This is a genomic window from Phaeobacter sp., from assembly GCF_022825805.1.
Lineage (GTDB): Bacteria > Pseudomonadota > Alphaproteobacteria > Rhodobacterales > Rhodobacteraceae > Phaeobacter.
This window is the reverse complement of record NZ_JAJDWC010000096.1, coordinates 1-23,182: the sequence shown is the minus strand read 5'-3', so window position 1 is coordinate 23,182 and position 23,182 is coordinate 1. Positions and strand designations below refer to the sequence as shown.

At 59.1% G+C, this 23,182-nt stretch carries 25 protein-coding genes; 13 read left to right on the top strand and 12 right to left on the bottom strand.

Annotated elements, in window-relative coordinates:
* The first annotated feature begins 31 nt into the window (after window positions 1-31).
* From aspS to Q0C28_RS10810, 3 genes are all read left to right on the top strand, one after another.
* Window positions 32-1,816, top strand: coding sequence for an aspartate--tRNA ligase (gene aspS, locus Q0C28_RS10820; RefSeq protein WP_293575672.1), 1,785 nt, complete (start codon window positions 32-34; stop codon window positions 1,814-1,816).
* A 190-nt stretch (window positions 1,817-2,006) separates the two neighbouring features.
* Window positions 2,007-3,404, top strand: a complete 1,398-nt coding sequence (locus Q0C28_RS10815) for a DUF1800 domain-containing protein (protein WP_293575660.1) — start codon at window positions 2,007-2,009, stop codon at window positions 3,402-3,404.
* 8 nt (window positions 3,405-3,412) lie between these two features.
* A complete protein-coding gene (locus Q0C28_RS10810; protein WP_293575658.1) occupies window positions 3,413-4,651 on the top strand; it encodes a DUF1501 domain-containing protein in 1,239 nt (412 codons plus the stop codon).
* Between the two features lie 155 nt (window positions 4,652-4,806).
* On the opposite strand, the gene Q0C28_RS10805 is transcribed toward Q0C28_RS10810, so the two are convergent.
* Entirely contained in the window at window positions 4,807-4,953 is a 147-nt protein-coding gene (locus tag Q0C28_RS10805; protein WP_293575656.1) for a hypothetical protein, read from the bottom strand.
* Between the two features lies 1 nt (window position 4,954).
* On the bottom strand, window positions 4,955-5,674 hold the full coding sequence (locus Q0C28_RS10800; RefSeq protein WP_293575654.1) for a response regulator: 720 nt from the start codon (window positions 5,672-5,674) through the stop codon (window positions 4,955-4,957).
* Window positions 5,675-5,840: 166 nt separating this feature from the next.
* Here Q0C28_RS10800 and mce point away from each other — a divergent pair, with 166 nt between their 5' ends.
* Both mce and Q0C28_RS10790 read left to right on the top strand, forming a co-directional pair.
* Window positions 5,841-6,245: a methylmalonyl-CoA epimerase gene (gene mce / locus Q0C28_RS10795; protein ID WP_293575652.1), complete on the top strand. Its 405-nt coding sequence runs from the start codon at window positions 5,841-5,843 to the stop codon at window positions 6,243-6,245.
* Window positions 6,246-6,317: 72 nt separating this feature from the next.
* Window positions 6,318-6,593: a DUF1467 family protein gene (locus tag Q0C28_RS10790; protein ID WP_293575650.1), complete on the top strand. Its 276-nt coding sequence runs from the start codon at window positions 6,318-6,320 to the stop codon at window positions 6,591-6,593.
* Between the two features lie 116 nt (window positions 6,594-6,709).
* On the opposite strand, the gene Q0C28_RS10785 is transcribed toward Q0C28_RS10790, so the two are convergent.
* The 3 genes from Q0C28_RS10785 to Q0C28_RS10775 all read right to left on the bottom strand — a co-directional run bounded on the left by Q0C28_RS10785 (window position 6,710) and on the right by Q0C28_RS10775 (window position 8,572).
* On the bottom strand, window positions 6,710-7,414 hold the full coding sequence (locus Q0C28_RS10785; protein ID WP_293575648.1) for an EI24 domain-containing protein: 705 nt from the start codon (window positions 7,412-7,414) through the stop codon (window positions 6,710-6,712).
* Window positions 7,411-7,989, bottom strand: a complete 579-nt coding sequence (locus Q0C28_RS10780) for a nitroreductase family protein (protein ID WP_293575646.1) — start codon at window positions 7,987-7,989, stop codon at window positions 7,411-7,413. Before Q0C28_RS10780 ends, Q0C28_RS10785 begins: the two co-directional genes overlap by 4 nt.
* A 337-nt stretch (window positions 7,990-8,326) precedes the next feature.
* On the bottom strand, window positions 8,327-8,572 hold the full coding sequence (locus Q0C28_RS10775) for a hypothetical protein (RefSeq protein ID WP_293575644.1): 246 nt from the start codon (window positions 8,570-8,572) through the stop codon (window positions 8,327-8,329).
* Window positions 8,573-8,736: 164 nt separating this feature from the next.
* On the opposite strand from Q0C28_RS10775, the gene Q0C28_RS10770 reads away from it, so the two are divergent.
* The 3 genes from Q0C28_RS10770 to Q0C28_RS10760 all read left to right on the top strand — a co-directional run bounded on the left by Q0C28_RS10770 (window position 8,737) and on the right by Q0C28_RS10760 (window position 10,214).
* Window positions 8,737-9,450: a M48 family metalloprotease gene (locus tag Q0C28_RS10770; protein ID WP_293575642.1), complete on the top strand. Its 714-nt coding sequence runs from the start codon at window positions 8,737-8,739 to the stop codon at window positions 9,448-9,450.
* The gene (locus tag Q0C28_RS10765; RefSeq protein WP_293575640.1) at window positions 9,450-9,833 is read left to right on the top strand and encodes a YigZ family protein; all 384 of its coding nucleotides are present in this window, start codon (window positions 9,450-9,452) and stop codon (window positions 9,831-9,833) included. Before Q0C28_RS10770 ends, Q0C28_RS10765 begins: the two co-directional genes overlap by 1 nt.
* 78 nt (window positions 9,834-9,911) lie before the next feature.
* Complete coding sequence (locus tag Q0C28_RS10760; RefSeq protein WP_293575638.1) at window positions 9,912-10,214, top strand: DUF6455 family protein; 303 nt, start codon at window positions 9,912-9,914, stop codon at window positions 10,212-10,214.
* A 132-nt stretch (window positions 10,215-10,346) separates the two neighbouring features.
* Here the strand turns inward: Q0C28_RS10760 and Q0C28_RS10755 are convergent, their stop codons facing one another.
* Complete coding sequence (locus Q0C28_RS10755) at window positions 10,347-10,754, bottom strand: thiol-disulfide oxidoreductase DCC family protein (RefSeq protein ID WP_293575636.1); 408 nt, start codon at window positions 10,752-10,754, stop codon at window positions 10,347-10,349.
* Between the two features lie 231 nt (window positions 10,755-10,985).
* Between Q0C28_RS10755 and Q0C28_RS10750 the strand changes: the two genes are divergently transcribed.
* The gene (locus tag Q0C28_RS10750; protein ID WP_293575634.1) at window positions 10,986-11,330 is read left to right on the top strand and encodes a diacylglycerol kinase; all 345 of its coding nucleotides are present in this window, start codon (window positions 10,986-10,988) and stop codon (window positions 11,328-11,330) included.
* A gap of 39 nt (window positions 11,331-11,369) precedes the next feature.
* Here Q0C28_RS10750 and Q0C28_RS10745 read toward each other — a convergent pair whose 3' ends face one another.
* The 3 genes from Q0C28_RS10745 to rimO are packed head-to-tail and all read right to left on the bottom strand — an operon-like array spanning window position 11,370 to window position 13,729.
* On the bottom strand, window positions 11,370-11,897 hold the full coding sequence (locus Q0C28_RS10745) for an ImmA/IrrE family metallo-endopeptidase (RefSeq protein ID WP_293575632.1): 528 nt from the start codon (window positions 11,895-11,897) through the stop codon (window positions 11,370-11,372).
* Window positions 11,894-12,310: a hypothetical protein gene (locus tag Q0C28_RS10740; protein WP_293575620.1), complete on the bottom strand. Its 417-nt coding sequence runs from the start codon at window positions 12,308-12,310 to the stop codon at window positions 11,894-11,896. Before Q0C28_RS10740 ends, Q0C28_RS10745 begins: the two co-directional genes overlap by 4 nt.
* A 9-nt stretch (window positions 12,311-12,319) precedes the next feature.
* Window positions 12,320-13,729, bottom strand: a complete 1,410-nt coding sequence (gene rimO / locus Q0C28_RS10735) for a 30S ribosomal protein S12 methylthiotransferase RimO (protein ID WP_293575618.1) — start codon at window positions 13,727-13,729, stop codon at window positions 12,320-12,322.
* 402 nt (window positions 13,730-14,131) lie between these two features.
* On the opposite strand from rimO, the gene Q0C28_RS10730 reads away from it, so the two are divergent.
* The 4 genes from Q0C28_RS10730 to Q0C28_RS10715 all read left to right on the top strand — a co-directional run bounded on the left by Q0C28_RS10730 (window position 14,132) and on the right by Q0C28_RS10715 (window position 19,169).
* Complete coding sequence (locus Q0C28_RS10730) at window positions 14,132-15,058, top strand: choline ABC transporter substrate-binding protein (RefSeq protein WP_293575616.1); 927 nt, start codon at window positions 14,132-14,134, stop codon at window positions 15,056-15,058.
* A 107-nt stretch (window positions 15,059-15,165) separates the two neighbouring features.
* On the top strand, window positions 15,166-15,996 hold the full coding sequence (choW, locus tag Q0C28_RS10725; protein WP_293575614.1) for a choline ABC transporter permease subunit: 831 nt from the start codon (window positions 15,166-15,168) through the stop codon (window positions 15,994-15,996).
* 3 nt (window positions 15,997-15,999) lie between these two features.
* On the top strand, window positions 16,000-17,025 hold the full coding sequence (gene choV / locus Q0C28_RS10720) for a choline ABC transporter ATP-binding protein (protein WP_293575612.1): 1,026 nt from the start codon (window positions 16,000-16,002) through the stop codon (window positions 17,023-17,025).
* 191 nt (window positions 17,026-17,216) lie between these two features.
* Window positions 17,217-19,169, top strand: a complete 1,953-nt coding sequence (locus tag Q0C28_RS10715; RefSeq protein ID WP_293575610.1) for an AsmA family protein — start codon at window positions 17,217-17,219, stop codon at window positions 19,167-19,169.
* 180 nt (window positions 19,170-19,349) lie between these two features.
* Here Q0C28_RS10715 and Q0C28_RS10710 read toward each other — a convergent pair whose 3' ends face one another.
* From Q0C28_RS10710 to Q0C28_RS10700, 3 genes are read right to left on the bottom strand one after another with little or no spacing between them, the layout of a single operon-like run.
* Window positions 19,350-20,846, bottom strand: coding sequence for a phosphomannomutase/phosphoglucomutase (locus Q0C28_RS10710; protein WP_293575608.1), 1,497 nt, complete (start codon window positions 20,844-20,846; stop codon window positions 19,350-19,352).
* Window positions 20,847-20,862: 16 nt separating this feature from the next.
* The gene (gene kdsA, locus Q0C28_RS10705) at window positions 20,863-21,696 is read right to left on the bottom strand and encodes a 3-deoxy-8-phosphooctulonate synthase (RefSeq protein WP_293575606.1); all 834 of its coding nucleotides are present in this window, start codon (window positions 21,694-21,696) and stop codon (window positions 20,863-20,865) included.
* Between the two features lie 27 nt (window positions 21,697-21,723).
* The gene (locus tag Q0C28_RS10700) at window positions 21,724-23,037 is read right to left on the bottom strand and encodes a capsule biosynthesis protein (protein WP_293575670.1); all 1,314 of its coding nucleotides are present in this window, start codon (window positions 23,035-23,037) and stop codon (window positions 21,724-21,726) included.
* Between the last annotated feature and the right edge of the window lie 145 nt (window positions 23,038-23,182).

Sequence of the window (23,182 nt, the reverse complement as noted above, 5' to 3'; positions counted from 1 at the left end):
CCTTGGTGCCGGTAGAATGAAAGGTCACCTCATGCACGCATATCGCAGCCATACCTGCGCCGAACTGAACAAATCCAACGTTGGTGAAACCGTCCGTTTGTCGGGCTGGGTCCACCGCGTGCGCGATCACGGTGGCCTGCTGTTTATCGACCTGCGCGATCACTATGGCATCACGCAGGTCATGGCGGATCCCGACAGCCCCGTGTTTGCGGAGATCGAAAAAGTCCGCTCAGAATGGTGCATTCGCATCGACGGCAATGTCATGGCGCGCGATGACAGCCTGGTGAACCCCAAAATCCCAACCGGCGAGATCGAAGTCTTCATCCGCGACATCGAGGTTCTGGGCAAATCCGAAGAACTGCCGCTGATGGTCTTTGGTGAGCAGGAGTATCCGGAAGAAACCCGCCTGCGCTATCGCTATCTCGATCTGCGTCGCGAGAAGATGCAGAACAACATGCTGCTGCGCTCGAACATGATCCAGTCGATCCGCAAACGCATGTGGGACAAAGGCTTCAACGAATACCAGACCCCGATCATCACCGCGTCGTCTCCCGAAGGTGCGCGCGACTTCCTGGTGCCGTCCCGCCTGCACCCCGGCAAATTCTACGCCCTGCCGCAGGCGCCGCAGCAGTTCAAACAGCTGATGATGGTGTCGGGCTTTGACAAATACTTCCAGATCGCGCCTTGCTTCCGCGACGAAGACCCCCGTGCGGACCGGTCCCCGACCGATTTCTACCAGCTCGACATGGAAATGTCCTTTGTCACCCAGCAGGATGTCTTTGACACCATCGCGCCGGTGATTGCAGGCGTGTTCGAAGAGTTCGGCAAAGGCCGCAAGGTGGACGCGGCCCAGGACTGGCCGCAGATTTCCTACAAGGATGCAGCGCTGTGGTATGGCTCCGACAAGCCTGACCTGCGCAACCCGATCAAGATGCAGGTCGTGTCGGATCATTTCCGTGGTTCGGGTTTTGCGATCTTTGCAAACCTTCTGGAGAACGAAGGCACCGAGATCCGCGCCATTCCAGCGCCCACCGGTGGCTCGCGCAAATTCTGCGACCGGATGAACAAATTCGCCCAGGGCGAAGGCCTGCCGGGCATGGGTTATATCTTCTGGCGCGACGGTGCAGACGGTATGGAAGCAGCAGGGCCCCTGGCCAAGAACATCGGCCCCGAGCGCACCGAGGCGATCCGCCAGCAGCTTGGTCTGGGCGTCGGCGATGCGGCCTTCTTCCTCGGCGGTAAGCCGAAATCGTTCGAAGCTGTTGCAGGCCGTGCCCGCAACGTCATCGGCGAAGAGCTGGGTCTGATCGACAAAGACCGCTTTGCCTTTGCCTGGATCGTGGATTTCCCGATCTACGAAAAAGACGAAGAATCCGGCAAGATCGATTTTGAGCACAACCCGTTCTCCATGCCGCAGGGCGGTATGGATGCGCTGAATGGCGATTCTCTGGATGTGCGCGGCAACCAGTATGACCTGGCGTGCAACGGCTACGAGCTGGTCTCTGGTGCGATCCGGAACCACCGCCCGGAAATCATGTTCAAAGCCTTCGAAATTGCGGGTTACGGCAAGGAAGAGGTCGAAAAGCGCTTTGGCGGCATGGTCAACGCGTTCCAATACGGCGCCCCACCGCACGGTGGTTGTGCAGCCGGTATCGACCGCATGGTGATGCTGCTGGCAGATGAGGCCAACATCCGGGAGGTCATCATGTTCCCGATGAACCAGCGCGCTGAAGATCTGATGATGTCGGCCCCGTCTGAGCCGATGAACGACCAGTTGATGGAGCTGGGCCTTCGGGTGATCCCGCAGGATAAGTGACCCTGTCACATCGACAAAAAGAAGCCCGGGCGAATTGCCCGGGTTTTTTTATGCCCGATCATCTGCCCCGATCATCTGTCCTGATCAACTCCGCCGGACATGGCGAAGTTCTGCGTATCAGTTCAAAATCACCTGTGGTCTGGTCATTAGTTGATTTACTCTGTGCCTGACGGAGCTGGCGGGAATAGTGATGCAGTTTGATGGGGAATTGGCAGAAATCCGGTTTGGCTGCGGCCTGTCTGCGCGCCATCGCCCACCCTCTGGCCTGGAGGACATGCTGGCGGGACTGACCGCCGCGGATACGGCAGCACAGGATTGGCCGATTGCCGGGTTTGATGTCGCTCTGAAAGAAGCGCGTACGTATGTCTTAGCGCGTCGCGCACAACAGAAAGCGGCCGGAACCGACGCGTTCGAGGCCCAGAACAGTGCCCTCAAGGCGCAGCGTGGGCGGCTGCTGGATCTGCGGGCCAGTTGGTTTCAGGCGCGTTTGTTGCGATGCGCCACAACCGACACGCCGTTTCGCGAACGGTTGACGCTGTTCTGGGCGGATCATTTCACCGCGCAGGGCAAAGTGCCCGCATTGCGATACAGCGCCAGCCCTTATGTTGAAACATCACTGCGTCCCCGGATCAGCGGGCGGTTTGAGGATTTGTTGATTGCGGCAGTCACCGCACCGTTGATGTTGCATTACCTAGACCAGCATCGGTCCACGGGTCCAAACAGTCCGCGCGCCAACCGTGTCGCCAAGCGGCGTGGTCAGGACATCGGGCTCAATGAAAACCTGGCGCGCGAAGTTCTCGAGCTGCACACGCTTGGCGTTGATGGGCCTTATGATCAGACCGATGTGCGCCAACTAGCCGAGCTGTTCACAGGGCTTGGCTATTCGATGCGAGAGGGCTTTACCTTTCGCCCAGGCTGGGCCGAACCCGGGCCTGAAACCGTGTTGGGGCAAACCTACGGCGCAGGCAGTCCTGAACTGGATGCGGTCTTGGATGCTCTGCGTGACTTGGCGCGTCACCCGGCAACCGCCCAGCATATCGCCCGCAAACTGGCGGTGCATTTCGTATCTGACACGCCGGACACGCAACTGGTTGCGCATGTTGCGGCGCGTTTTGCCAAGACTGGAGGGGACTTGCGGCAGGTCTATGCTGCCCTGATTGAACATCCCGCCGCTTGGCACCCGGAACTTGCGAATGTCAAACCGCCGTTTGCCTATCTGGCCTCGGTCTGCCGTGCCTTCGACGCCGAGGGGCGGGCTGTTGCTGCACTGAACCGACTGGACACCAACCGCCTGTTTCTCCGCCCGATGCAGGCAATGGGGCAACGGTGGGAATTTGCCGCGGGACCCGATGGCTGGGAAGAGGCGGATGCAGCCTGGATCACGCCACAGGCGCTTGCAGCACGCATTCGCTGGTGCATGGACGCCCCTCAGAACCTGTTGGGCACGCTTCCCGATCCTGGTCAGGCTGCGCAGGTGGCTTTGGGCCAGCAATTGGATGGGCGCCTGCGGTTTGTCGTCTCTGCAGCGGAAACGCGACGCGAAGGCGTGGGCCTTTTGCTGGCGTCGCCCACATTTCAACGACGGTGAGGTGCCAGATGCCGGTTTTTCCGAAAGCGACCCCAAATGCAACCGCCGCACCGCGTGTCAATCGTCGCCGCTTCCTGGTTGATGGCGCTGCGCTGGGCTGTTGTCTCGCAGCCAGCCCGCTCCTCACGCCGGTCAGTTTCGCTGCCACGCCGTCGGATGCCCGCCTGGTGGTGATTATCCTGCGTGGGGGCATGGACGCGCTTGATGTCATTCAGCCTTATGGCGATCCGGCTTATGCAGCGCTGCGGCCGGGGCTGGCAGGCGGGCCGGATCATGGCGGGTTGGATCTGGATGGGTATTTCGCATTGCACCCTGGGTTGGCCGGGCTGATGCCGATGTGGCACGCAGACCAGCTTGCGTTTGTGCAGGCAGTGTCGACGCCCTATCGCAACAAACGAAGCCATTTTGATGGGCAGGATGTGCTGGAGGCCGGAACGCCCGGGGTTCATCAGAGCCGGGATGGCTGGCTCAACCGGCTTCTGCAAATCCTGCCGGGCAGCGAGGCGCGCACTGCGTTTGCAATCGGCCAGGAGGATATGAAGCTACTGCACGGTGCGGCAGCGGTGTCACAATGGTCACCCGATGCGGCGCTTGCGCTCAGCCCACAGGCGGAGCGACTGGCCGCTTTGATGACCGAGGGCGATCCCCTTTTTCATGGCGCTCTCGCCGAAGCACTGGAACTGACCCGCGATGCCAGCAGTGTTTCTGGGGGGCAGACTGGCCAGTCTGGTGGTGCGGGGCGGCGTCCGCCCCATCAGCGGATCGCAGACTACGCGGCGCAGCAACTGCGTGGCGACAGCCGTATCGCGGCGTTTTCGATCAATGGTTGGGATACCCACAATCGCCAGGCACGCACATTGACGCGCAGTCTGGGGCGGTTGGCAGATAGTGTGCTGGCCCTGCAGGCCGGATTGGGGCCGAGCATCTGGGACAAGACCACTGTGATCGCAGTGACCGAGTTTGGCCGCACAGTGCGCGAAAATGGCACGGGCGGCACAGATCATGGCACAGGCGGTGCGATGATGCTGGCAGGAGGGGCTGTTCGGGGAGGTCGGGTGTTTGGCCAGTGGCCAGGGCTTGCAGAGGCAGATCTGCTTGATCGTCGCGATCTGATGCCGACAGGTGATGTGCGCAGCTATATGGGATGGGCGTTACACGCCACCATGGGCGTCAGCCTGGCTGATCTGCGCGACCATGTGTTTCCCGCGGTCGAGCTCGACAGTAATCCTGGCATCATCCGCGAATAGCCCTGCCGATAGGTCGGAGCTGCAACGTTCGCGAAGCCAGTGCAAGCCCCATAGTGTCATTGGCGCTATATCACCGAAGATGAGCCACAATGGATGTGCCACTGTTGATCGGGGGCGACCGCTGCACGAGAGCAGCGGAACCGCCCCTGGTCGGATCACTTTCGGTGGGAGGCTTGTGTCAGAACAATCGCCTCGCGGCCATCTTTGTCGCGGTTTCGACGAATTTCCCGTGCTGTGACCCAGGTTTGCAAATAGAGGGCAATGCCCAGGGTCACAGAGGCGACCAGGAGGGTTTCCAACATGTCAGATGGCAACTTTCTGTTTCAGTCGATCCTGCACCAGACCGGCAATCCGTGCGGATGGACCGGCCACGGGGCTGCCGTCGCGGCGCGCAGTTTCCAATTCGCTGGCCGCTTGCTCCAGCAGGCTGTCCCCAACACTGCGGGCGACACCGCCTAGGAATTGGGCCAGATAATCCAACGCCTTGCCGTCCTCAGCTTCATTCAGAACCTCAGCGGCGTGGGACATATCATCCTGAAATGCCAGCAGATCCGGTTCCACGGTTTCATCGGTCAGCGCCTTTGGTCCGGACAGCTGACGCTCGGCAGGCAGGCGAGTCAGGATGGCGGATTGGAAACTGGCAAGAGAGGTCACGGGTTTGGCGAGAAAACCATCCGCGCCCGCAGCCATCGCCGCCTCTTCGCCGTTGATATCGCCAGATGTGCCCAGGATCACGCTCACCCGCGGGGTGGCTTCGGCCATGGTGCGGATCAGATCGGCACCGGATCCATCGGGCAGGCCCAGATCAGCAATCACCACAGAGGGGCGATACACTTTCAGATGTTTGTATGCCGATTTCAGGCAGTCGGCCCGTCGAATGCGTGCGCCGCTGCGCAGGCAGAGCAATCGCATGGCCTCACAGGCGTAGCGACTGTCTTCAACAACAAGAATAGTCAGCCCCAATAGTGGTCGCTTGGTCGTTGGCAAGCGGTGGGCGGCAGCGAAAAGTTCCGAATCGTCCATAGCTGGTGCTCCTGACTGGTTCACGACTCACGCTAGAAAAACGAGGCTAACAGCCGGTTAACGCTGCGCGCGACGGTTGATTGCGCGTTATGCCGCACTTGCACTTTTGGGGGGCGATGGGGCTAAACTGGCGGCAGCGAAAGAAAATTACCTTGGGAGACACACTATGATTGGCCGCTTGAACCACGTCGCGATTGCCGTACCCGATCTGGATGCCGCATCGGCGCAGTATAAGACAGTCTTGGGCGCCAATGTCGGCGCACCGCAGGATGAACCGGATCACGGCGTAACCGTTGTTTTCATTGAGTTGCCGAATACGAAGATCGAACTGCTGTACCCGCTCGGTGACAACTCTCCGATTGCTGGCTTCCTGGAGAAAAACCCGGCCGGGGGCATCCACCACATCTGCTATGAGGTCGACGATATCCTGAGCGCGCGTGACAAATTGAAAGCAGAGGGTGCGCGGGTCCTGGGGTCGGGTGAGCCGAAGATTGGGGCCCATGGGAAACCGGTCCTGTTTCTGCATCCCAAGGATTTCAACGGCTGTCTGGTGGAACTCGAACAGGTTTAAGCCTATCTCTAGGCCAAAGCGCCTCACCTCCATGAAGCGCGGATTTTTCTTGCAAGCACGAGGAACAAGACAATGGGTGTGACATCCGCTTTGGTCTTATACGCGGTAATCTGGTTCATGACCTTTCTGATCGTGATCCCAATCCGTCTGGAAACCCAAGGGGACAAAGGCGAGATCGTGCCCGGCACCCACGCCGGGTCGCCTGAAAACCATTATCTGAAGCAAAAAGCCTGGATCACCACCGGCGCTGCAGCGGTAATTTGGGCCATCCTGGCGACCATCATTTTGAATGGCTGGATCACCGTAAATGATTTCGACTGGTTTGACCGGATCCCTGATCCTGAGTGAGCCAGGTCTTCACGGGCTTGGTCTTTAACTGACCAAATGCTCATCAAAGAACGTGAAATGCAAAAGGCGGGTCAGTGGCCCGCCTTTTTTGTCGCCGTAATGTTGCGTTTGCCGCGCTAGGCCGCTCTGACCTCTGTCTGGGCAAGACGATGAAAGAGATGCGTGAAAGTCGCTGCGCCGAGGATGGGAACCACCAGATTGAGCAGTGGGATGGACAGGGGCATCGCCATCAACACACCTGCGGCCCAAATCGACCAGATGTGGGTGCGCCGCATTTTGCGTGCCTCGGCGATGCCAAGGCGGCGTGCGGCCACCAGCGTGAAGTACTCGCGCCCCAGAAGAAAACCATTGAGCCCCCAGAAAATGAACACCGCAAAGGGTGCAAAAATCAGATAGAGGACCAATGCCAGAATATTGGCGAGGAACAGCACGCCGAGGAAATTGATCGTATCCCGCAGCCCGTCCCAGAACGCCGTCTTCTGAGCGGCGGGCAGATGTGGATAGTGGCGCTGCTCGACCGCATCGGCGACATCCTCAAGAAACAGGGAGGTGATCGCAGACGCCACAGGCACCATCAAAAAGACAGATAGCCCCATCATCAACAGCACGGATGTGAACGACAAAAGATCGTCCAACCATGTGACAGGGCCAATCAGCGGCAGGCTCGCGTCGGGGCCGACGAGCCATTGCACCAAAACCAGCACTGCAGCATAGGACGCGACCAGCAACGCAATCGTCAACCCCAAGCCGAGAAACAAAACCCGACGAAAGCGGGGATCCCCGGTTTGGGACAGGGCCTTGAAAAAATCACTGAAGATCATTCTGCGATCCAGCTTGTGATGGCCTCGAGGTTTGGGCGGGGCCGGTCGGGTGGCGCGCTGCTTTCGGTGGCGATATGGATCAGCCCGGCGATGCGTTCGTTGTCGGCCAGATCAAAGGCCGCTTGGCAGAACCCGCGGTCATGGCTTGCCCAGCCTGACAGCCAATTTGCCCCCCAGCCGGAGGCCAGTGCTGCGTTCAACAGCGCCAGACAGACGGCCCCCGCGGCATAGGTTTGCTCCAGGGGCGGGATCTTGGCGCTGTCTTTCTGTGTTTCCACGACGACAACGGCAAGCTGACCAAGCTCGAACTGGCTGCGCGCTTTGGCGATATCTTCCGCGGATTTACCCAGCCGTTCACCCGCCTCGCTGGTGAGATCAGCCAGCCGCATCATTGCGCCTTTTTCCACCACGATAAAGCGCCAGGGTTCCAGTTTTCCGTGATCGGGCGTTCGCGCCGCCATTTCCAAGAGCGGCATCAACTCTGCCCGAGTTGGGGCAGGCGCAATCAGGGTCTTGGCCGGGCGGGAGCGTCTGGTCTGCAAGAAGCTGATTGCGGCGTCGTTACGTTCAGGCATATGTAAAACCTTTTTACATCTATGGTGCGAATATGCTGGCAATCGGGCTTTTTTCAAGAGGGATGCAAAACTCTGCCCCTGCGGTGAAGCTGCCGATGCGGAGGCTCAGCCTGGCTGAGAGCTCCCTAGTGACCGATTGTGGCTGCCCATCGCATAACGCGCAGGCCGCATCGCTGTCCACGGAAATCCCACGTTCGTTGCGGTGCTGGCGCCATGCCTCGGGCAAGGCAGCACGGTTGGTGGCCACCTAGCTTGTTGGCCCTGTCGCTTGATGATCCTGTGGCGGTCGCCCTATGTCAGTGGATCGCTCCAGGTCACTCCCGGTCGCTCCCAGTGGCTATGTCTCGCTGTCATCTCGGCTAAAGCGGTAGACCCCTTCGGGCAGGTCCAATGCTGCAGCCAGATCGCGGATTTGATTGTGGGACATGGTGATCTTCTGCACACGGTCGGTGCGCGGATCAAACTGCTCGACCGTCACACATTCTGCAAAAATGTTGATGGTAACATCCTCCATCAACTGCGTCGCCTCATCATCGACCAATGTGATAACGGAGGCATCAAATTCATGTTCGATGGTAAACATGTTTTCAGTCTGGCATGTGTTTTGGTGGGCTGACAAGTGGTTACCACCTGCGGTGTAGAAGATTACGGGTTCCTTGGGGCAGATCTGATCTTGCAATTGGACCATCCACTGCAGACATCCTATGCTGATGTGAACGCGGTAAAAGACCTTGAGACGGAGAGTGCATGCGGCGGTTTTTTTGGATTTTGCTGCTCTTTGGCGCGGCCTGCGATGTGGCGGTTGACACCGCTGGGGCAAACAGGCCGGGGCAGGGGGCTGTGCGGCCAGCGGGCTTTTCTCCGGCAGAAGCGCAAATCGCCTTTGCTGAGGTGCGCCGGGTTGTGGAGCCGGTGTCCGAACGGGAATGTCGCGCCCGGTCCGAGGGGTTGAACTGCGATTTCCTGATCCGAATTGATCCCAATCCCGCCGCGCCGCCCAATGCCTATCAGAGTCTGGATCGCAGCGGTCGGCCGATCATCACCTTCACCCGGCGGATGTTGGGGCAGATTGCCAATCGGGACGAACTGGCGTTTGTGATGTCCCATGAAACCGCGCACCACATCCGTGGTCACCTGGCCCGCAAACGTCAAAGTGCGGTGGCGGGGTCCATCCTGCTGGCCGGGCTCGCCAGTGCCTCGGGCGCCAGCGCGGCCGACATTGCCAGAGCCGAAGACATCGGTGCAATTGTAGGTGCGCGGACCTATTCCAAGACCTTCGAACTGGAGGCGGACGAATTGGGCAGCATCATCACCCACAAGGCGGGATATCGTCCAAGCGTCGGCGTGCGGTTTTTCGAACGCCTGCCGGATCCCGGCGATCGTTTCCTCGGCACGCATCCTGCCAACCCGGATCGGATCACCGTGGTGAATGACACCATCAGACGGTACAATTTGAACTGATGGGTGCCGCACAGAAAGACACTGCAAACCTGCGCCGTCTTGGCGTGGTGTTGACTGATCGGGGCTCGCGCTACGCCGTGACGGGCGCAGTCGTGCGCAGTCGCGCAGAGATTGACGCGGTTCTGAGCGAGTTGAAGAGCGACCGCGCCTACGCCAAAGCCACCCACAACACCTGGGCCGCGCTGTTGCCAACGGGCGGGTTGAAGGCGGATGATGGCGAAAGCGGCGCTGGAATGGTCATCCTGCGGATGCTGGAGCGGGCAGAGCTGCGCGATCATATCATCATCGTCACGCGCTGGTATGGTGGCAAGAAATTGGGCGGTGACCGGTTCCGCCGGGTGCAGGACGCTGTCAGGGCCTATCTGGACGCGACATCGGGCTGACCGCTTTTGCCTTGATACAGGTCAAAGGCAGGCCGATCTGCCCAGTCTAGACTTCTCCCGGATCAGGAGGAGCGCGCGATGACCGTTTGCCAGAAATTTGACCGCACCGCCCAGCTCAAGGCACATGCGGAGCTGTTTGACACCATGGCCCAAACTGTCGGGTTGGATCTGCAGGAAGAGGCCATTGCTGGTCGATTGCAGTTTGATGAGATCAGCGAGGCCATTCTGCGTTGTTGCAAATGCGGGGGCGTACCTGCCTGCAAGAAATGGCTTGCATCCGAGGCAGCCCATAGCAGCGAGGGTGGTGAGGCCCCGGACTTTTGCCGCAATCGCGATTTGCTGAGCTTCCTGTGCGAGCAGACTGACGCTCAAACAGACTGACGGACCAACTGACTGACGGACAAACAGAGTGACGCAGAAACGGGCTGGCGTGCAAACAGTCTCGGTCTCAGCCATTGCGCTCAACCCCAAGTCTGCGACACCTCGGGTGCGCCCGCTGGCCCAGCGGTTGGTCTAGGCTTTGCGTTTGGCGTTGCGGCGTTGGCGCATGAGGTGCCAGCGATAAAGCGCCGGGGCCAGGATGCGGTCATAGACCACGCAGGACAGCTGCCGGATCCCGGGCAGGCCCACCACACGGCCCAGCCAACGATAGCCGGGCATCTGCGCCCAGAGGATCAAGAACGCAGGAATACCGGCATAGACCGTGTCACCCTGACGGACGTGCAGCCGTTTGGCGGCCTGATCGGCATCGACGCCCCAGCGCTGCAGATCGCAGGCGTTCAGATCGTCAAACCGCATGGGCAGATCCCGCCGCTGCGAGATGCGGACGTAATGGTTGATTTCCAAGCTGCACACGGGACAGTCGCCGTTAAACAGCACATCCACTTCACGTGCATCAGCGCTGGGTTTGTTCACACTCATTGCTTCTGTCCCTGACACCTTTGTCCTAGTGCAGCCCTGTCTGGCATGCTCTAATGGCGCCAACCGGGCCATTGCGCTGACCAGTCCCAGCGGTGGACCACCTGTTAAGGCCATCCAATTGCCGCCGGTGCTGTCGCCTGCGGGCGAAAAACTATGGCGGGCCAATATGATGTCAAGCGGACCATTGCACCGCCCCGACCATGCGGTCAAAATGCCGCGATGACGTATTTTATGACTCGACTGAAATCCCGCATTGTCTGGAGCTGGGCCGGCTGCTGTGATGCCTGGGAGCGTGAACATTCTTTCCGGACCTGGGTCTGGGCCAATGTGATCTCCGCCGCGCTGGCGCTCTGGCTGCCCTTGGAGCCTGCCGAACGCGCGTTGATCCTGGCGCTGGGCATCCTGGTGCTGGCCGCGGAACTGATGAACACCGCGATCGAGCGGACGGTGGATTACATTTCTGAAGACCCTCACGACCTCGCCCGCCGCGCGAAGGACGCAGGCAGCGCAGGCGTGGCGGTGACAGCGGTTGCGGCTGGCGTGGCGTGGATTGTGGTGCTGGCGGGGTTGTATTGAGCCAAACGCCCGCGCAAAGCGCGGGCTTCGGGCAACGCGTTAGTTGATGCCCTCGACTTGCTGCGCCCATCCTAAGTTAACCAAGCGCCACTTCATTGCGGAGTAGGACACCTGAAAAAGGTTGCAGAGTTCGGACACGTCTGGCTTCGACTCGCTTTGGGACAACTCGTCTATCTTCTTTTTCAGAAGATGTTTGGGCATCAAAACCTTTGCCGCAAAACTGTTTGCTTGTCTTTCATGGGCGAGCTTGATTTCGGTGTTATAGAAATCTCCAGCCTCGGTGCTCCGGTACATTTTGCTGTCATCCAAGCCAGTTCCGATAAGGCTTTTATGTAGGACGAAGTGTCCAAGTTCATGAGCTAGAGTAAACCTCTGCCTGAAGGCGTGTTCGTCTCCGCTTGTTGAAATGACATACCTTTCTCCATTACGCCTAATCTCACCGGATATGTCTTCACCAAGTATTGCGTCTTTTCGCACCTCAACGTCAAGCGCGCGCAGAATTGCTTCTACGTTCACTGGAACTGTGTTGAGACGCTCTTTTACTATGTCAATCGGACGCTTGGTCATGAGGGCTCCCAATCCGGGTCGTCATCTACATAGTCAGCATTGGCGCTACTATCAATCATGGTATCTTGGAAGGCAGCTTCCAGGCGAGATACAAGTTCAGTGTCTTCAAAGGCTTCCTTGATCAGATGACTTCCATTTTGCTCAAGAAACTTTGTGACCATCTCTCCTGCTTCGATTTTCGCAACATCCCGTGTTTGTCGCGCTACACTTTCTCTGATGGTCCAGAAGCCAAAAATTGCAGCAACAACAATGACGATTTCAATGGTTGTTAGTACTATCGCAATTTCGTTGCGCTGTTCATCGTTTAGGGACTCTGTTTGAACACTCCAACACGCAAAAGCAAATGCTGCCAACGCAACGATTAGTGCTGCACCACTGATATAGTACGAAAATTTGCTGTTATGTTCTTGCATCGATTTGTGTCATCGGCCCATTAGACGTCCCCACAGATCATACTCCCCCGCCTCATCAACTTCAACGGTCACCAGATCACCCGCCCGCAACCCCTCGGTGCCCTCATCAATGAACAGGTTGCCGTCGATCTCCGGCGCGTCGGATTTGGTGCGGCAGGTGGCGATGCCGTCGGCGTCGATGTCGTCCACAATGACCTGTATCGTCTGGCCGACTTTCGCTTCGAGTTTGGCTTCGGAGATTGCCTGCGCTTTCTCCATGAACCGGTCCCAGCGCTCTTGCTTGACCTCTTCGGGCACGTGGTCCGGCAGGTCGTTTGATCGCGCGCCGTCGACGTTTTCGTATTGGAAGCATCCCACGCGATCTAGCTGCGCCTCGTCCATCCAGTCCAAGAGGTGCTGGAACTCCGCCTCGGTTTCGCCGGGGTAGCCAACGATGAAGGTGGAGCGCAGGGTGATGTCGGGGCAGGTGGCGCGCCAGGCACGGATTTCGTCCAGCGTCTTGGCGGCGGCGGCCGGGCGGGCCATCCGGCGCAGCACATCCGGGTGGGCGTGCTGGAACGGGATGTCGAGATAGGGCAGCAGCGCATTGTCCGGGTCCGCCATCAGCGGGATCAGCTCGCGCACATGCGGGTAGGGGTAGACATAGTGTAGCCGCACCCACAGCTCATCCGCAGGGGCCAATTTGCCCAGCTCGCGGGACAGATCGAGGATATGGCTGCGCACGTCTTCGCCCTTCCACGGATGGGCGGAGTACTTGCGATCCAAGCCATAGGCAGAAGTGTCCTGGCTGATCACCAAGAGTTCGCGCACGCCCGCGTCCACCAGCTTTTCCGCCTCGCGCAGCACCGCATGCACCGGGCGCGACGCCAGTTTGCCGCGCATGTCGGGAATGATGCAGAATTTGCACTTGTGGTTGCAGCCTTCCGAGATCTTCAGATAGCTGAAATGCCGGGGCGTCAGCTTGACCCCGGCAGCGGGCAGCAGGTCCACATAAGGGTTGGGCGCAGGGGGCACGGCGGAATGCACCGCGTCCAGCACCTGCTCATATTGATGCGGGCCGGTCACCGCATGGATGCGCGGGTGATGTTCGCGGATATAGTCTGGCTCGGCACCCAGACAGCCGGTGACGATGACCTTGCCGTTTTCTTTCAAGGCTTCGCCAATGGCCTCCAGGCTTTCGGCCTTGGCACTGTCCAGAAACCCGCAGGTGTTGACAATCACCGCATCCGCACCTGCATAGTCGGGCGAAATCCCGTAGCCTTCGGCGCGCAGCCGGGTCAGGATCCGCTCGCTGTCCACCAATGCCTTGGGGCAGCCAAGTGACACCATGCCCAGCGTCGGCTGATCTGCGCGGGGTTTGTCCGCGAAGGTTGGGCTTGGGGCTAGGTCGGGGCGGAGGTTTGGCGGGTTGCTTGTCATACCGCAGCATATAGCGAGCGGCACTGCGTTTGAAAATGGCCGAATTCCCGGTGGGAAAGCCCGCCAAAGTGGCACAGAGACCAGTGTCTTCTGCTCTCAGGACCGGTATTTGGGAATTTCTGGACCCTTCGTCTCATTTTTTGAATAGATATTTAAGATTTTAGTTTGCGAAATGCGACATTTCTTGGCAGTGTTTCGGCGTGCTGGGACAGGGTCGACCAGAAAGGCGCGCCAGTTCCAATCCAAAACCCGCCTATGCGGGGGTTGTGATGCAAGCCGTCGCCTGCGCGTTTGCCTTTGGGGGCGCAAGGGTGGTTGTATGTGCAGCGATGCGCTATGGTTTTGCGTGCTAACGGGGTGGGATTGTTACCACCCGCCACCAGATAAAACAGGGAAAATACTATGAAATTTCTTTCGTCGCTCTCGACTATCGCGATCGTAGCCTCTGCCGGGATGGCCGCTGCTGATTGCGGAGAAGTGGTCTTTTCTGACGTCGGTTGGACCGACATTACCGCCACCACCGCGGCGACGACCACCGTTCTGGATGCGCTCGGCTATGAAACCGACATCAAGATTCTCTCGGTGCCCGTCACTTACACCTCCATGGCCAACGGGGACATCGACGTTTTCCTCGGCAACTGGATGCCCACCATGGAGGCCGACATTGCCCCCTACCGCGAGGCGGGCACGGTTGAAACCGTCCGCGCCAACCTGGAAGGTGCAAAATACACGCTGGCCGTCAACAGCGCGGCAACAGATCTGGGTATCAAGGATTTCGCTGACATCGCGGCGCATGCCGACGCGCTTGACGGCAAAATCTTCGGGATTGAGCCTGGCAATGACGGCAACCGTCTGATCCAGTCGATGATCGATGGTGGCTCCTTTGGGCTGAGCGATTTCGAAGTGGTCGAAAGCTCCGAACAGGGCATGTTGGCCCAGGTCGAGCGCGCCTCCCGCAAAGGCGAGCCGGTTGTGTTCCTCGGCTGGGAGCCGCATCCGATGAACGCAAACTTCGATATGGGTTATCTGACCGGCGGTGATGAGTTCTTTGGCGCCAACTTCGGCGGTGCAACCGTCTTCACCAACACCCGCCAGGACTACGTCTCCGAATGCCCCAACGTTGGCAAGCTGCTGACAAATCTCGAGTTCTCGCTGGCGATGGAAAACGAGATCATGGGCGCGATCCTGAATGACGGCGAAGATCCTTCAGATGCGGCTGCCGCATGGCTGAAAGCCAACCCTGACGCCTTCATGGGCTGGCTGGACGGTGTCACCACCAAAGATGGTGGCGATGCGACCGCAGCAGTCAAGGCTGCGCTGGGTCTCTGATCTGACGGAATTCGACCCTTCACCGCGAGCGCGTGGTGAAGGGTTTTTTTTGACCAGAACGCACCGTTTTGCGCGGCGCTGGTCGTGTTTCATTGAAAGGCAGGCATATGGACTGGCTTACCGACACAAAAATTCCTGTCGGGAAAACCGCAAAAGCGGTGTTTGAATGGTTGCAGGACATTGGGGAGCCATTCTTTGACTGGCTGGCCTGGGTGCTGGAGCTGTTGATTGATGGCATCCTTTGGGTGATGCAGACGCCCCATCCGTTGATCACGGTTGGGATCTTTGTTGGCATCACCTGGCTGTTGCAGCGCAACTGGAATATTTGCGTGTTTGTCGCGCTTGGGTTCCTATTCATTCTCAACCAGGGCTATTGGGAAGAGACCACCGAAAGCCTGACGCTGGTGTTGTCGGCCTGCCTGGTGTGTATGGCCATTGGCGTGCCTATCGGCATCGCTGCTGCCCACCGCCCGCGTCTTTATGTTGGGATGCGGCCTGTGCTGGATCTGATGCAGACCCTGCCCACATTTGTGTACCTGATCCCGGCCATCGTGTTTTTTGGCATCGGTATGGTGCCCGGCCTGATCGCGACCGTGATTTTCGTATTGCCTGCCCCGATCCGGCTCACTCATCTGGGTGTGTCCTCTACCCCCAAACCACTTTTGGAGGCGGCCGAGGCTTTTGGGGCCACGAAATCGCAGACCCTATGGAAGGTGGAGCTGCCTTATGCGCTGCCGCAAATCATGACGGGGTTGAACCAGACCATCATGTTGTCCCTGTCGATGGTGGTGATTGCAGCCCTGGTTGGGGCCGATGGCCTGGGTGTTCCGGTTGTGCGCGCGCTCAATCAGGTGAACACGGCTTTAGGTTTTGAATCCGGCTTCGTGATTGTGGTTGTGGCAATCATTCTCGACCGTGTCCTCAGAGTGGAGCGCTGATCAATGACCGCTGTTGAATTTGACAATGTCTCCATCGTTTTTGGGGACAAACCGCACAGCGCCCTGCCTTTCATGGACGAAGGGTTGGACCGCGCCACGGTGCAGGAAAAATGCAATCAAGTGCTGGGCGTTCACAATTGTTCTCTGACCGTGCAAGAGGGTGAAACCCTTGTGCTGATGGGGCTTTCGGGCTCGGGAAAATCGACGTTGCTGCGCGCGATCAACGGGCTCAACCCTGTTGTGCGCGGTGCTGTCCGGGTGTCGGACGGCAACGGTATGGTGGATATCACCAACGCCAATGATCCAACCCTGCGCCGGATGCGCCAGAACCACATCGCGATGGTGTTTCAGCAATTCGGTTTGCTGCCATGGCGGACGGTGCGCGAAAACGTCTGGCTCGGTCTTGAACTGGCGGGCCTGTCCAAGGCAGAGCGCACCCGCCGCGCTGACGAACAGCTGGACCTGGTGGGCCTGTCGGATTGGGCCGATCGCAAAGTGGGAGAGCTGTCCGGCGGCATGCAGCAGCGCGTCGGACTGGCGCGTGCGTTTTCCACCGAGGCACCAATTCTGCTGATGGATGAGCCGTTTTCGGCACTGGATCCGCTGATCCGCACCAAGCTGCAGGATGAATTGTTGCGTCTGCAGGAAAAGCTGAAGCGTACGATCGTCTTTGTGTCCCACGACCTGGATGAGGCCTTCAAGATCGGCAATCGGATCGCCATCATGGAAGGCGGACGGATCGTCCAATGCGGCAAGCCGTCGGAAATCTATTCCAAACCAGAAGACGACTATGTTGCTGATTTTGTGACGCATATGAACCCACTAGGCGTGTTGTGCGCGCGCGATCTGATGGAGGCTGCGACCGGGGAATGGCCCACGACGGTTGATGCAGGCGCCAGCATTCGTGATGTGATCCATGGGTTTGCCGACAGCGACTCCCCAATCGGGGTGACCGAACACGGCCAGTTGGTCGGGCAGGTGACCAAAGATCGCGTGCTGGAAAAGCTTGTCGATCCGTTGGGCACCTAAAAACCGGCGCGACAAACACTGAGCCAGGCAAACAAACGGCCTAGCAAACAACAGGAAAGGGAGCGCAGTGTCGCTCCCTTTTTTTGTGGCACAACAGTGGGACGGCGCATCCACCTTTGCCTGCGCCCCACAACAGGGTAAACTGTCCACAGACCCCGGAAAACAGGGGGTGTGACAAGAGGATAGGGCTGATGCGGCTTATTTTGCGGATTGTGACGGGGCTGGTTGTCGCCGTTGTTTTGCTGATCGGCGGGCTGTTGCTGTTGCCGGGCGAAAAACTGGCGCAGCTGGCGGCAGATCAGATCGAAGCTCAAACCGGGCGCAGCGTGACATTTGGTGGTCGGGTTGGCTATTCTCTCTGGCCAACATTGGGGGTGAAAGCAGACCGGGTTGCGTTGTCGAATGTGCCTTGGGCCGGTGACACGCCGATGCTGACCGCAGAGCGCCTGACCATCGGGATCGATGCGGCCGACCTGATCCGCGGCACTGTTCGTGTGACCGAATTGTCTGCGGTGTTGCCGCAGCTGTTTCTGACGACAAATGCGGAGGGTGTTGGCAATTGGGTTTTGGGCCCTTCTGACAGTCCCCAGCCACCGGCCGATTCGTCCGCTGCAGGAGCCTCAGACGGGGTTTTGGACAATCTGCCGATCAGTATCGAGGCGCTGACCCTGACAGGCGCAACCCTCCGCTATGCCCCTCATGAGGCGGAGGCGGTCGAGCTGCGGCAGGTTGATCTTGCGCTGGCCTGGCCGGACCCATCCGGAACCGTGGAGATTGATGCAACGCTGCGTCCTGCGGGCAGCCCGATCCGCATCACCGGTGAGATCGGCACCTTCGAGGCATTCCTGGCCGGACAAGTGGCCTCTGTCGCTGCGCGTCTTTCAGCACCCGGTGTGGACGCGCAGTTTGACGGGCGCGCCGATCTGAGCGGGGCCGCCACAGGGCGTGTCACCTCGCGCAGCACTGATCTTGCAGGGGCGCTGGCAGCACTGGGCCTTGATCTTGGCACAGCGGTGCCGGTGATGGGGGAGCTGCAGGTCGGAGCGGACGTCACCTACACCCCTGATGGTCGGCTGGCGCTGCGTGATCTCTCTGCTGCAGCGGACGCCAATCAGATCGTCGGAGACGTCGATATCGTCTTGGGCGACAAACCAACCATCGCCGCACAACTGAGTGCTGGCAGCTTGGATCTGGCGCCATTTCTGCAAGGCTCCCCGGATACGGTCGGGGCGTCTGCGGCGGCAACGCCTGCCTCTTCCGGTTGGTCAAACGAGCCCATCGATCTGAATTGGCTGTCCGCGTTTGATGCAAATGTCGTGCTGGATGTGGATGCGGTGGACACCGGATCGGTTCTGTTGGGATCCAGCAAACTGGATCTGTCGGTCGACAATGCCCGCGCTGTGCTGAAACTGGTGCCTGCCACTCTGTTTGGGGGCCAAGTGCAGGGGCAGATCGTGGCCAACAACCGCAATGGGCTTTCGGTCGGTGGGAAACTGAGCTTTCAGGGCGTCCGGGTCGAAGAGCTGTTGGGCCAAACCGCAGGCTATGACCGTCTGAATGGCGAAGCGCTAGGAGAGTTGGAGTATCTCGGCGTTGGCAATTCGGTTGCCGACATCATGGCCTCGCTCAGTGGGAAGGGCTGGATCGAGGTCGGCAAAGGCTTCTTCACCGGTTTTGATCTGGAACAGTTGATGCGCAGTGGCAGCGGCAATGGCGGGAGCACGGTGTTTGATCAACTGACGGGCAGTTACACGATTGCTGATGGCAATCTCATGAATTCGGACCTGTTGGTCACTCTCCGCGGATTGCGGGCGGAGGGCAAAGGGCGCATTGGCCTCGGGGCGCAAGATCTCGACTATCTGTTCACGCCAACTCTGCAAGGTGGCGGCGGGGAGCAGATCCTGTCCATTCCCGTGGCAATCACCGGTCCCTGGTCTGATCCCAAAATCCGTCCGGATCTGCAGCAGGCCCTGCAGCCGCAGATCGATGCGGTCGAAGAGGAAGCCAAAGACCGGCTGCGGGAAAAACTGAGTGAAGAGCTGGATACCGAAATCGCGCCAGAGCAGGATCTGAACGACGCTATCCGCGACCGGATCGAGCAGGAGGCAAAAGAGCAGCTCTTGCGCCTCCTGGGTGGTGACTGACCTGTCGGCACACTCCAGATGGTCGGCGCAGGCATAGCAGCCCTGCCTGTGTCCCTGGGTATTTGCTTTGGCGTCTGCAGTATCGTTTGAAACCAAAACACCCGCCAAAACACCCACCATGGCGGGTGTTTTGCTATCGGGAGGTCGCCAGAGCCGCTGAGTGGTGCTGGCTCAGAACATTCAGAATGTCTGGTCGTAGTCCCCAACCAAGGGTTCGGTGCGGATCACCGCGTCAATCTCGGTAAAGATCTCACGCAGCTCTGCCTCGCTGTGGCTGCTCTCGCAGACCACCACGAGGTTGGGTGTATTGGACGACGCGCGCACCAGACCCCAAGAGCCGTTGTCCAGAATAACGCGCGCACCATTGACGGTCACGACCTCTTTGATCGGCCGCCCGGCCAGGGTATCACCCGCGTCTGCTTTGGCGACCAATTTGGCCACCAGGCGGTCCAGCACCGTGTATTTTTCGGTGTCGGCGCAATAGGGCGACATGGTCGGGGTCGACCAGGTTTTGGGCAACGCCTTGCGCAGATCGGACATGCTCTTGTCTGGGTTACGGTCCATCAGCTTACAGATTTCCACTGCAACCCGCATGCCGCAGTCGTAGCCACGGCCCACGGGTTCGGCGAGGAAATAGTGGCCGGATTTCTCAAACCCTGCCAGCGCGCCAATCTCTTTGACGCGCCGCTTCATATGGCTGTGACCGGTTTTCCAGTAATCGGCGGTGACGCCATTGGCCTTCAGTTCCGGATCGGAGGCAAACAGCCCCGTGGATTTCACATCTGCCACAAAGGTTGCGTTGGGGTGCAGCTTGGACAGATCGCGCGCCATGATAACGCCAACCTTATCGGCAAAGATCTCTTCGCCCTCATCATCGACCACACCGCAGCGGTCGCCGTCGCCATCAAACCCCAGCGCCATATCCGCTCCAGAGGCCTTCACGCTATCGGACATGTCATGGAGCATCTCCATGGCTTCGGGATTGGGGTTGTAATGCGGGAAGGTGTAGTCCAGTTCATTGTGGCTGTTCACCACCTCAACGCCCATGCGTTCAAACAGCTCCGGTGCGAAGGCCGAGGCGGTTCCATTTCCGGTGGCGCAGACCACCTTCAACGGACGCGACATTTTGAAATCGCCGACCAGATCGTCCAGATAGGCTTCTTTTACGCCATCGACAAATTCATAGGCGCCGCCGGGACGGGCGATGCCCTCACCGTTCAACACGATATCGCGCAGTTCGCCCATTTCGTCTGGGCCATGGGTCAGCGGTCGTTCAAACCCCATTTTCACCCCGGTCCAACCATTCGGGTTATGCGATGCAGTCACCATGGCGACGGCGGGCACATCCAGATGGAACTGCGCGAAATAGGCCATCGGGGACAGCGCAGGACCAATGTCTTTGACCTGAATGCCCGCCTGCATCAGCCCAAGGATCAACGCCTGTTTGATCGACAGCGAATAGTCACGATAGTCGTTGGCAACCGCGATCACCGGTTCGATCCTGCGCTTGTGCATCTGAGTGCCGAGCCCAAGACCCAGCGCTGTCACACCGGGCAGATTGATCTCTTCGGGATATTTCCAGCGGGCGTCATATTCGCGAAACCCAGTGGGCGTGATCATCGGGTCCCGCAGAAAATTCCAGGTGTTGGGAGTGACGGCTGACAGAGGTTTGGTCATCGCAAAAATCTCGTGCTCAAATCTGGATCGGATTGGCTTTGGCCAGTGCATCAAACTGCATCAGCGTGTCGATGAGCTGTGGCATCTGATCGAGGTAGATCATGTTGGGCCCATCGCAGGGGGCGTTGTCGGGATCCTGATGGGTTTCGGTGAACACCGCGCCAATTCCGGTTGCCACAGCGGCTCTTGCGAGAACGGGGGCAAATTCGCGCTGCCCACCAGAGGCGCCACCAAGCCCGCCGGGCTGGGCCACAGCGTGGGTTGCATCCATTACAACCGGATAGCCGGTGCGGGCCATCTCCGGCAGTGACTGCATGTCGACAACCAGGCGATTGTAGCCAAATGACGCGCCCCGTTCGGTCAACAGGATCCGCTCATTGCCGGTGCTTTCGATCTTGGCCACCACATTGGGCATGTCCCAAGGGGCCAGAAACTGCCCCTTTTTCACGTTGATTGCCGCGCCAGTGCGGCCCGCCGCCAGCAGCAGCGCCGTCTGCCGGCACAGGAACGCTGGGATCTGCAGGATATCGCAGACCTCCGCCACCGGGGCACATTGCTCTTCGGTGTGAATATCGGTGATGACCGGCACACCAATGGTGTCTTTGACCGATTGCAGCACCTCCAACCCCTTGTCCAGGCCCAGAGAGGGTTTGGCGTTGAGCGAGGTTCTGTTGGCCTTGTCGAACGAGCCTTTGAACACATACTGCGCCCCGGCTTTGTCACAGGCCTCTTTCAGCAGACCGGCAATCATTTGCGCGTGGTCGGCGCTTTCCAATTGGCAGGGGCCTGCGATCAGGGTCAGGGGGCGGTCATTGCCGATGTTGAGATCAGCGACTTGGACGTTTTTCATGGGTTTCCGATCGTATCTTCGGAGGTGTCAGGAAGAGACCTGCTCGCGCAGGATCGACGCTGTGAGCGAACACATCAGGTAAATACCGGAAAAGATCAGGAATGCCAAAATCGTATTTTCGAACCGGCGCGGGTAGGTGGGTTCATCGGCGGGAACAGGCTCAACCGCGGTGGTCAGATAGCGCACCTGGCGATTGGCCTCCATCCGGGTTTGTTCGACCTGTTGCAACGCAGATTGCAGCATCACATCGCGGGTGGCCAAATCGGCCTGCGCCATCTGAATTTCTACGGTCAGACTGGCCAAAGAGGCCTCGCCCGCAGATTCGTTGATCATCCGATCGTTCAGCCGCTGGATCAGGCTGTCGAGCCTGGCGATATCGGCCTGCGCGCCTGCAACCTTGGCTTGGTTCGGGCGGGCGTTGTCCTGCAAGGCCGCCAGTTCCAGCTCTTTTTCCTGGCGCTGGATTTCAAAAGTACTGATCTGCGAACGCAGAGACAGAATAACGCCTTCGGGGTCCAACACGGTGCCGCGTTGCTGCAAACGCACCAGTCGCTCCTGTGCCGCGCGGCGTTTTTGTTCCGCAAGATTCAGGGCCGATTCCGCGTCTCCGACCTGATCGGTGCGCTTTTGTTCGGACAGCTGATTGACCTTTTCCTGGGCATAGCTGATCAGCCGCTGCGAGAACTCGGCCGACACCTGGGGATCGGCGGCCGACACCTCCATCCGGACCACGCCCTCTGTTGGGTCATAGCCAATCTTGATGTTGCGGGAATAGGTTTTGTAGGCCTCTTCGTTGGTCGCATCCGGGTTGAGACGCTGGATCGGATCGATCCAGGGCTGGGTGAAATGCGCTTTGAAGCCCAATTCCTGGTCCAGACGCAGCATCGCCTCTTTCGATTGCAAATAGCCCTGCACGGCAATCGAATCCTGACTGGTGGCAAACTGCGTCCCGCTCAGCAGGCCGCCCAATCCGCCACCACCGGCGTTGTCAGCCTTGAGCACGAGGAATTCTGATTTCGCGGCATACATCGGCGTTGCCATCGCAAAAAAGTAATATCCCGCAAGCACCGTCGGCAGGAACACAAAGAAGCTGAGCCGCGCACCGAGCAGGGCCAGCCTGCGGCGACGGCGACGGGCGATGTCTTTCTGGATCGCCTGGATTTCGCGGTTGCGCCGCTCCGCCGGGGACAGTTCGGGGCCCGGAAGCGTTTGCGCACCTGGCGCGACGGTTTGTGGCAGTTGCACCTGTTGCGGCGCCTCGGGCCCGCCGGAGGGCTGCGCCGGATTGGGCTGTACCACCAGTTCCAGCATATTTGCCCGCTCAAACGGGTCAACGCCCATCAGTCGCAATGTCGCTAACAAGCGATATGTCCGGTGTAGGTAACATGCGATCTGTCCGGTTTTATCATGTCTCCGAAAGGAGGCGTTATGAAGCGGACAGAAGTGTTACAGGAAGTTCGACTTATGAAGTTCGAAGACGTGTATT